Annotated in this window: 7 protein-coding genes and 1 tRNA gene; 6 read left to right on the top strand and 2 right to left on the bottom strand. The window is 65.8% G+C overall.

The features are described from left to right. Together VN047_RS13880 and proC are read left to right on the top strand one after the other, a co-directional pair. Positions 1–942, top strand: a 942-nt coding sequence (locus VN047_RS13880; protein ID WP_325543639.1) for an alkaline phosphatase family protein, incomplete at its 5' end; no start/stop codon positions are given. Positions 943–963: 21 nt separating this feature from the next. Then, positions 964–1794, top strand: a complete 831-nt coding sequence (gene proC / locus VN047_RS13885) for a pyrroline-5-carboxylate reductase (RefSeq protein ID WP_325543641.1) — start codon at positions 964–966, stop codon at positions 1792–1794. A 15-nt stretch (positions 1795–1809) separates the two neighbouring features. Here the strand turns inward: proC and VN047_RS13890 are convergent, their stop codons facing one another. After that, positions 1810–2322, bottom strand: coding sequence for a MarR family winged helix-turn-helix transcriptional regulator (locus tag VN047_RS13890; RefSeq protein ID WP_325543643.1), 513 nt, complete (start codon positions 2320–2322; stop codon positions 1810–1812). 179 nt (positions 2323–2501) lie between these two features. Between VN047_RS13890 and VN047_RS13895 the strand changes: the two genes are divergently transcribed. The 3 genes from VN047_RS13895 (at position 2502) to VN047_RS13905 (ending at position 5712) form a co-directional block, all read left to right on the top strand. After that, positions 2502–3587 (top strand): branched-chain amino acid aminotransferase, encoded by a 1086-nt coding sequence (locus VN047_RS13895; RefSeq protein ID WP_325543644.1) that lies wholly within the window; start codon positions 2502–2504, stop codon positions 3585–3587. 56 nt (positions 3588–3643) lie between these two features. Then, positions 3644–3718 (top strand) — tRNA-Gln (locus tag VN047_RS13900). 182 nt (positions 3719–3900) lie between these two features. Beyond that, positions 3901–5712, top strand: a complete 1812-nt coding sequence (locus VN047_RS13905) for a DUF885 domain-containing protein (RefSeq protein WP_325543646.1) — start codon at positions 3901–3903, stop codon at positions 5710–5712. 6 nt (positions 5713–5718) lie between these two features. Here the strand turns inward: VN047_RS13905 and VN047_RS13910 are convergent, their stop codons facing one another. After that, the gene (locus tag VN047_RS13910) at positions 5719–6405 is read right to left on the bottom strand and encodes a TetR/AcrR family transcriptional regulator (RefSeq protein WP_325543648.1); all 687 of its coding nucleotides are present in this window, start codon (positions 6403–6405) and stop codon (positions 5719–5721) included. 149 nt (positions 6406–6554) lie between these two features. Between VN047_RS13910 and VN047_RS13915 the strand changes: the two genes are divergently transcribed. Continuing rightward, positions 6555–7721 carry an amine dehydrogenase large subunit gene (locus VN047_RS13915; RefSeq protein WP_325543650.1) on the top strand — a complete coding sequence of 389 codons (1167 nt, stop codon included), beginning with the start codon at positions 6555–6557 and terminating at the stop codon, positions 7719–7721. The last annotated feature ends 97 nt before the right edge of the window (positions 7722–7818 follow it).

Raw genomic sequence — 7818 nt, forward strand, 5'->3', positions numbered from 1 at the left:
GGCACGGTCGGATCGGGCCGGCTGGCGCGCGAAGGCGGCGACTTCCGCCGCTTCATGGCGTCGCCCGAAGCCGACGGTGCGGTGCTGGCAGCCGCGGCAGCGCTGCGCCAGGCGCGCAAGCTGGGTGAGGGCAGCGCGACCGATCTGCTGATCGTCGGCCTTTCGGCCACCGACTATGTCGGCCATGGATCGGGCACCGAAGGCAGCGAGATGTGCCTCCAGATGGCGGGTCTCGACCGCGAACTCGGCGATTTTTTCGCGCGGCTTGACGCGACCGGTATCGATTACGCTGTCGCACTCACGGCCGATCACGGCGGACACGACATGCCCGAACGCAACCGGCAGAATGCCTGGCCCGCCGCCGAACGCGTCGACGCGGCGCTCGATCCCGAGGCAATCGGCAAGGCGGTCGGCGAGAAGCTCGGCCTGCCGCAGCCGCTGCTCCACAGCGACGGCCCTTTTGGCGACATGTACCTGTCGAAGACGCTGACGGCCGCGCAGCGCAAGGTGGCGCTCGCCGAGCTCGTCGCGCGGTTCCGCGCGCACCGGCAGGTCGAAGCGGTGGTGACAGCCGACGAGCTGGCAAGCCGCCCGATCTCGAAGCAGGCGCCCGATACGTGGAGCATGCTCGACAAACTGCGCGCGTCGTATAACCCTGATCGTTCGGGCGATTTCATCGTCGTCCTGAAGCCGCGCGTCACGCCGATCCCGGAATCGGGTCTCGGCTATGTCGCGACGCACGGGTCGGTGTGGGATTATGACCGGCGCGTACCGATGCTGTTCTGGCGCAAGGGGCTTACCGGCTTCGAACAGCCCAATGCAGTAATGACGGTGGACATCCTGCCGACGCTGGCCGCGCTGATCGGCCTGCCCGTCGATGCGAACAAGATTGACGGCCGCTGCCTCGACCTGTTGTCGGGCGCGGAAAGCAGCTGCCGTTAAAGGACAAGAAAAGAAGGACCTATGACCAAAGCCCTGCGGAATTTCTCCGGCCGACTCCTGCTGGTCGGCTGCGGCAACATGGCGGGCGCGATGCTCGATCGCTGGCTGGCGGCGGGGCTCGATCCGGCGCTGGTCGCGATCGTCGATCCCTTCGCGACGCCGCGCGATGGCATTGCGCAGCATGCGTCGCTGGACGAATGGCAGGCGACCGGGGGCGTCGCCGACTGGATCATGCTGGGCATGAAGCCGCAGCAGCTGGGTGACGTCGCCGACGTGCTCGCGCCGCTTGCGACCGGCGAGGTCCATCTGCTGTCGATCCTTGCGGGCGTATCGCTCGCCGACCTTGCGCAGCGTTTCCCCGCAGCGGGCGCGCAGGTTCGCATCCTGCCCAACCTCGCCGCGCGCATCGGTGCCGGCGTGTCGGCCGTCGCGACGCTGGGCGATGCCGATGACAAGGCGATCCACGCACTGCTCGATCCGCTTGGCCAGACGGTCACGCTCGCCGACGATTCGACGATGGATCTTGTCACCGCCTTCACCGGAAGCGGTCCGGCTTTCGTCTTCCGGTTGATCGAATCCTATGCGGCGGCGGGCGAACGGCTCGGTCTTTCGGCCGACGATGCGCTGGCGCTGGCGACCGCGACCTTCGGCGGCGCGACCGCGCTGCTCGCCGACAGCGGCGAAAAGCCCGGGGTACTGATCGCGCAGGTCGCGAGCAAGGGCGGGACGACGCAGGCGGGGCTCGACGTCCTCGATGCCGACGGTCAGCTCGCCGCACTGATGACCAATGTGCTGCGCGCGGCGCGCGATCGCGGGCGCGAGCTTGCCGACATCGCGCGCGGCGAAGGTTAGGCCAGGGTCAGGATCCTAGCGGGCTTCTTTGCCCAGCGCCGCGATCCGGGTGCGGTCGCGCACGGGAACGAGGGCTTCGCTGACCTGCCAGAATCCGGTCACCGCCTGTTGTCCCGCATGGGTATAGGCGCGGCTCATCGTGTCGCGCAGCACCCCGAAGATGGCGGCTTCGAGCGCGCGTCCGGAATCGGTCAGGCGCAGCTCCTTTTGCCGCCGGTCGCGGTTGCCGGGCCGCGTCGCGAGCAGCTCGCGCGCTTCGAGCTCCTTCACTACGCGGCCGAGCGATTGCTTGGTGATGCCGAGCAAGGCGAGCAGGTCGGAAATCGCCAGCCCCGGCTGGCGCGCGATGAAATAGAGCGCGCGGTAATGCGCGCGCCCCAGCTCCTTCTCGGCGAGCCGCGCATCGATCGCGCGCCAGAGCGAGGCGTGGGCGAAGAACAGAAATTCGATGCCACGGCGCACTTCCTCCTCGCGCAAGAAAAGGGCAGAGGCAGCGGGTACTTGTGAAAGAAAATTTTCATCCGGCATAGTCGCTACCGTTGCGCGCCGCGCCGGTCTTTGGCAAGAGGCCCGCTCCATAAACCCGCTGGAGCCGGGGTTTCGATGGAATCGAACGGGTCGCTCCAGCTTCTTTGTCTTACCGCGTTTTCCGGGTCATCAGATGGTTCCGCCTGACCTGAAAACGCTCCAGCCACAGGTGTTTTCGCATGTCCGCTCCCGCCTTCGCCCGTCTCCCGCACCCCAATCTCGTTGCGGACGATGTACGGGCGGCGGCGATCGCCGATCCGGCGTTCGGGCGTGTCTTTACCGACCATATGGTGTCGATCCGCTATTCGGACGAAAAGGGATGGCATGATGCGCAGGTGATGCCCCGCGGCCCGCTGACGCTCGATCCGGCGACCGCGGTGCTCCACTATGCGCAGGAAATTTTCGAAGGTCTGAAGGCGTACCGGCTCGACGACGGATCGATGGCGCTGTTCCGCGTCGAGGCGAATGCCGCGCGCTTCAACGCCAGCGCGCGCCGCATGGCGATGGCCGAACTGCCCGAGGAGATGTTCATCGCCGCGGTGAAGGAAGCCGTCGCAGCCGACGCCGGCTGGTTCCCGCCGGTCGATGGCGGCGCGCTGTATCTGCGTCCCTTCATGTTCGCGAGCGAGGTGTTCCTCGGCGTCAAGCCCGCCGCCGAATATCAGTTCCTCGTCATCACCTCGCCGGTCGGCAATTATTTCAAGTCAGGCGCGCCCGCGATCTCGCTCTGGGTGTCGGAAGATTATACGCGCGCCGCGCCGGGCGGTACCGGCGCCGCCAAATGCGGGGGCAATTACGCATCCAGTCTCGTCGCGCAGCGCGAGGCGATCGCCAAGGGCCACGATCAGGTCGTCTTCCTCGACGCTGCCGAGCATCGCTGGATCGAGGAACTGGGCGGAATGAACATGTTCTTCGTCTTCGACGACGGCAGCATCGTGACCCCGCCGCTGACCGGCACCATCCTGCCCGGCATCACGCGCGACGCGATCATCACGCTGGCGCGCGGCGCCGGCCTGACGGTGCGCGAGGAACCCTATGCGATCGACCAGTGGCAGGCCGATGCGGAGAGCGGCAAGCTGACCGAAAGCTTTGCCTGCGGCACCGCCGCCGTCGTCACGCCGGTGGGCAAGGTGACGCGCGGCGACACCAGCTTCACGATCGGCGCGGGCGGCCCGGGGCAGGTCACCGGCATGCTCAAGGACAAGCTCGTCGACATCCAGCGCGGCCGCGCCGAAGACACCCACGGCTGGGTGACCCGCCTCTGACCGGCTAGCTTGCCAAGCGGCCGCGAGGCGTTATAGACGCGCTCGCACCGGCCCGTTGGGGCGTCGCCAAGTGGTAAGGCAGCGGCTTTTGATGCCGCCATTCGCAGGTTCGAATCCTGCCGCCCCAGCCAGCCGGTGCTCTTTCGAACAACCTGAACTGGTCGGCTTTCAGCGAAGAGCCGCAGGCTTTCGTACCCGGACGGGTGTCACGGCCATTGCACAGGCGCGTCGATAAACTCCGGGCAGGCTCACGAGGCGATTGCGCCCGGCGCCGCCATCGGTAAACAGTCCCGCGGTTCGATAGGAGAATATCATGCGTCTTACCCTTGCGCTTATGCTGATGCCCGCCCTGCCGCTCGTCATGGCCAATACACCCGCTCCGACGCAGGCATCGCAGGCGGAAACGCAAGACGCGGCGCTGCTCCGGTTTCTCGACCAGGCGTTCGACGAGCGCCTTGGTCTCTCGCCCGAGAGTCAGACGCACCTCGGGCTCAAGACTCACTACGACCGTCTCGACGATTATACGCCTGCCGCCGCGGTACGCGAGCAGGAACTGGCCGAGCGGCAGCTCAAGGACATGCGCGCGCGGTTCAGGCCCGAACAATTGGGCGAGAGCGCACGGGTGAGCTACAGCCTGTTCGAATATGAGGTCGAGCGCGGCCGTGAATCGCTGCGGTTCCGGCAACTCCGTTTCCCGGTCACGACCAATGGCAGCCCTGCGGGGGATATCCCCGTCCTGCTCATCAACAACCACAAGGTCGATACGGTCGCCGATGCCGAGGCTTATATCGCCCGCCTGCGCGATACCGACCGGGTGATGCGCGAGGTTGCGGCGGTGATGCGCGAGCAGGCAGCGGCGGGGATCGTTCCGAACAAGGTCAATTTCGCACCCGCGCGCGCCGACGCGAAGAAGGTGCTGGTCGGCGCGCCGTTCGACAACGGACCCGATTCGACGCTGATGGCCGATTTCCGCAAGAAGGTGGACGCGCTCGACGCACCGGCGGCGACGAAAGCGAAGTTGATCGCGGATGCCGGCGCAGCGCTGAAAGGACCGTTCCGGAGCGGCTATGACGTGTTGCTCGGTGCGCTCGATGCGATCGAGCCGCAATCGAAGGGCAATTTCGGGGTCTGGAGCCTGCCCGACGGCGCGGCTTATTATGCCGACCGGCTGAAAACCTCGACGACGACCGACCTCACCGCCGACCAGATCCATGATCTCGGCCTGAAGCAGGTCGCGGCGATCCGCGGCGAGATGGAGGCGATCAAGGCCGAGGTCGGGTTCAAAGGGACGCTCGAGCAGTTTTTCGACCATATCCGCACCGACCCCAAGTTCAAATATCCGGACGACGCGGCAGGGCGCGAGGCGTATCTGACCGACGCGCGCGCGGTGATCGCGGCGGCGATGGCGGCGGCGCCGCGCTATTTCAGCGTGCTGCCGAAAGCCGCGCTCGAAGTCCGCGCGGTCGAGAAGTGGCGCGAGGCGACCGCGCCGACGGCATTCTATAATCCGCCGTCGGCGGACGGAACGCGGCCCGGCATCTATTACGTCAACCTGGTCGACATGAACCAGACGCAGAAGGTGCAGGTCGCCGGGATCGCCGCGCACGAAGGGGCGCCGGGGCATCATTTCCAGATCGCACGTCAGCAGGAACTCACCGGCATTCCCAAGTTCCGCAAATTCGGCGGCTACGGTGCCTATGTCGAGGGCTGGGGGCTCTATTCCGAGCGGCTGGCGAACGAGATGGGCGTCTACAAGGACCCTTATGACCGGTTCGGGATGCTGTCGCTGCAGGTGTGGCGCGCGATCCGGCTGGTGCTCGACACGGGCATCCATTCGAAGCGGTGGACGCGCGAGCAGGCGATTGCCTATTTCAAGGCGAACAGCTCGGTGTCCGAGACCGATATCGCGCGCGAGGTCGACCGCTATTTCAACTGGCCGGGGCAGGCGACGAGCTACATGGTCGGGCAGCTGAAGATCGCCGAACTGCGCGCGCGCGCCGAGCGCGACCTGGGGTCGCGTTTCGACATTCGCGAATTCCACGAGGCGGTGCTGGGTGAGGGCGCACTGCCGCTCAGCGTGCTCGAGGCGCAGGTCGACCGCTATATCGCGGCGAAGCGGCGGTAGGGACGTTCAGGCCGCGGGCGCGGCGGGGTCCACGCAGAGCGCCTTGATCTCGCCCGGCTGCAACGTCCGGGCGAGATGGACGAACGATCGCCGCGCGATCGCCTCGAGCATCGGCATCGCCGAGCGCCAGGGTTTGTCGAAGCCCGCGAACAGCGTCAGCCCCTCCATCGATCCCGAGATGAAGAGCGCCAGAATCTGGCGCTCGTCGTCGGGCAGCGCCGGATTGATCTCGGCGATCAGTTCGTTGAGCGAGACGCGCGCGCGCTCGTATAGCTCGTTCATCCGGTCGTGGACGAAGGCGTCGTGGTTCGCCATCGCCCATAGTTCGGGGAAAAAGCGCGTCGTCTTCTTCGTCGTGATATCCTCGAGGATCAGCATCACGAGATTTTCGAGCCGGGCCTCCGCGCTTGCCCCGGGTTCGTGGATGATCTCGTCGAACGATTCCTCGTAGCTCGATATCACCGCGTTGAGCAGCTCGCGGATCAGCTCTTCCTTCGAGCGGAAATAATAGTTGAGGTTGCCGACGTTCATTCCCGATTCGGCGGCGATGCGGCGCAGCGTCAGCGCGGCCGATCCCTGGTTCACGAGCAGCGCCAGCGCCGAACGGAGAATATGCTCGAAGCCGTCCTGGCCGCGGGCATAGCCGCCCGTGCGCGGCGTGATTTTCAGGTCGGGAACAATGAAATTCGTCAAGATTCAGCAGCCTCCGGCGCTTTCGTAACCGCCTCGCGTCCTTAGGACAAGTGACCTAATTTTGTCGCGTGACTAAATTTGGACATACGAACAATATTATTGCGAATCGGCCGTCAGAGCCTTTGTCACCATGAGGAGGGAGTGCCGGGATGCTGCGCATCGCGAAGGGAACGGCTTTTGCCGCATTGATGATTTCCGCCAGCGTTTCGGTCGCCGCGGACTTTCCGCAGCCCTTGCCCGAAGAGCCCGTCCCGACGGTCTCCGAATTGCCCGACCGCTATCCCGCGAGCTGGGTTTTCGTCCACGATCTGCACTTCAACAGCCTGCCCGACGGACGCGCCGCGATCGTCGACGTCGGCGCCGAAAACAACAATCTGCGCGGCCAGATTCCCGTCGCGCAGTTCGGCAATATCCTGCCCTCGACGACGCGCGGCGAAATCTATGTCGGCGAGACCTTCTATTCACGGTTGACGCGCGGCGAGCGCACCGACGTCATCACGATCTGGGATACGAAAACGCTGGCGCCGAAGGACGAGATCGTCCTGCCCGGCGGCAAGCGCGGGCTGTTCGTGACGCTGCGCAACAGCCTGCAACTGACCAACGACGAGAAATGGGCGCTGGTGTTCAACTTCACGCCGGGGTCTTCGGTGACCGTGGTCGACCTCGATGGCCGCAAGATATTGTCGGATATCGACCTGCCGGGCTGCTCGCTCGTCTATCCCACCGGGCCGCGCGGCTTCACCTCGCTGTGCGCCGACGGGACGATGACGAGTATCGCGCTCGACGCCGCCGGCAAGGCCGGGCCTGCGATCACCAGCGAGGCGTTCAACACGATCGATGACGATCCGTTGTTCATGACCCCGGCGATGGTCGGGCGGACGGGGTGGTTCGTCAGCTTCAAGGGCAATTTGCGCGCGATCGACTTTGCGGGCGCCGCAGCGAAGGACCTTGGCGGTTTCGCGATTCCGAAACAGGCGGGCGGCGAACCCGAATGGCGCCCCGGCGGCTGGCAGGTGATCTCGGCCGATCGCGCCGGCCTTCTTTATATACTGATGAACCCCAAGGGCATCGAAGGATCGCACAAGGACGGCGGCACCGAAGCATGGGTCGTCGACCCGAAAGCGAAGACGGTTGTCCGCCGCATCGCGCTCAAGAATCACAGTGTGTCGATCGAGGCGACGCAGCAGGACAAGCCGCTGCTCGTCGCGTCGCGCCCGGACGGATCGCTCGACGTCTATGATGCGGCGAGCGGCGCGTTCGTACGCACGGTCGCGAGCGTCGCGCACGATCCGATGACGATGACGGCGGCGCGCTGATGTCGGCGGTGTTTCCGGTGCTCGCGCTGTTCCTCGCGATCGTGCTCGCGGTGGCGGCGGCGCACAAGCTGGCCGAGCGGGCGCGGCTGACGCAGGC

This window comes from Sphingopyxis sp. (assembly GCF_035565275.1).
GTDB lineage: Bacteria > Pseudomonadota > Alphaproteobacteria > Sphingomonadales > Sphingomonadaceae > Sphingopyxis.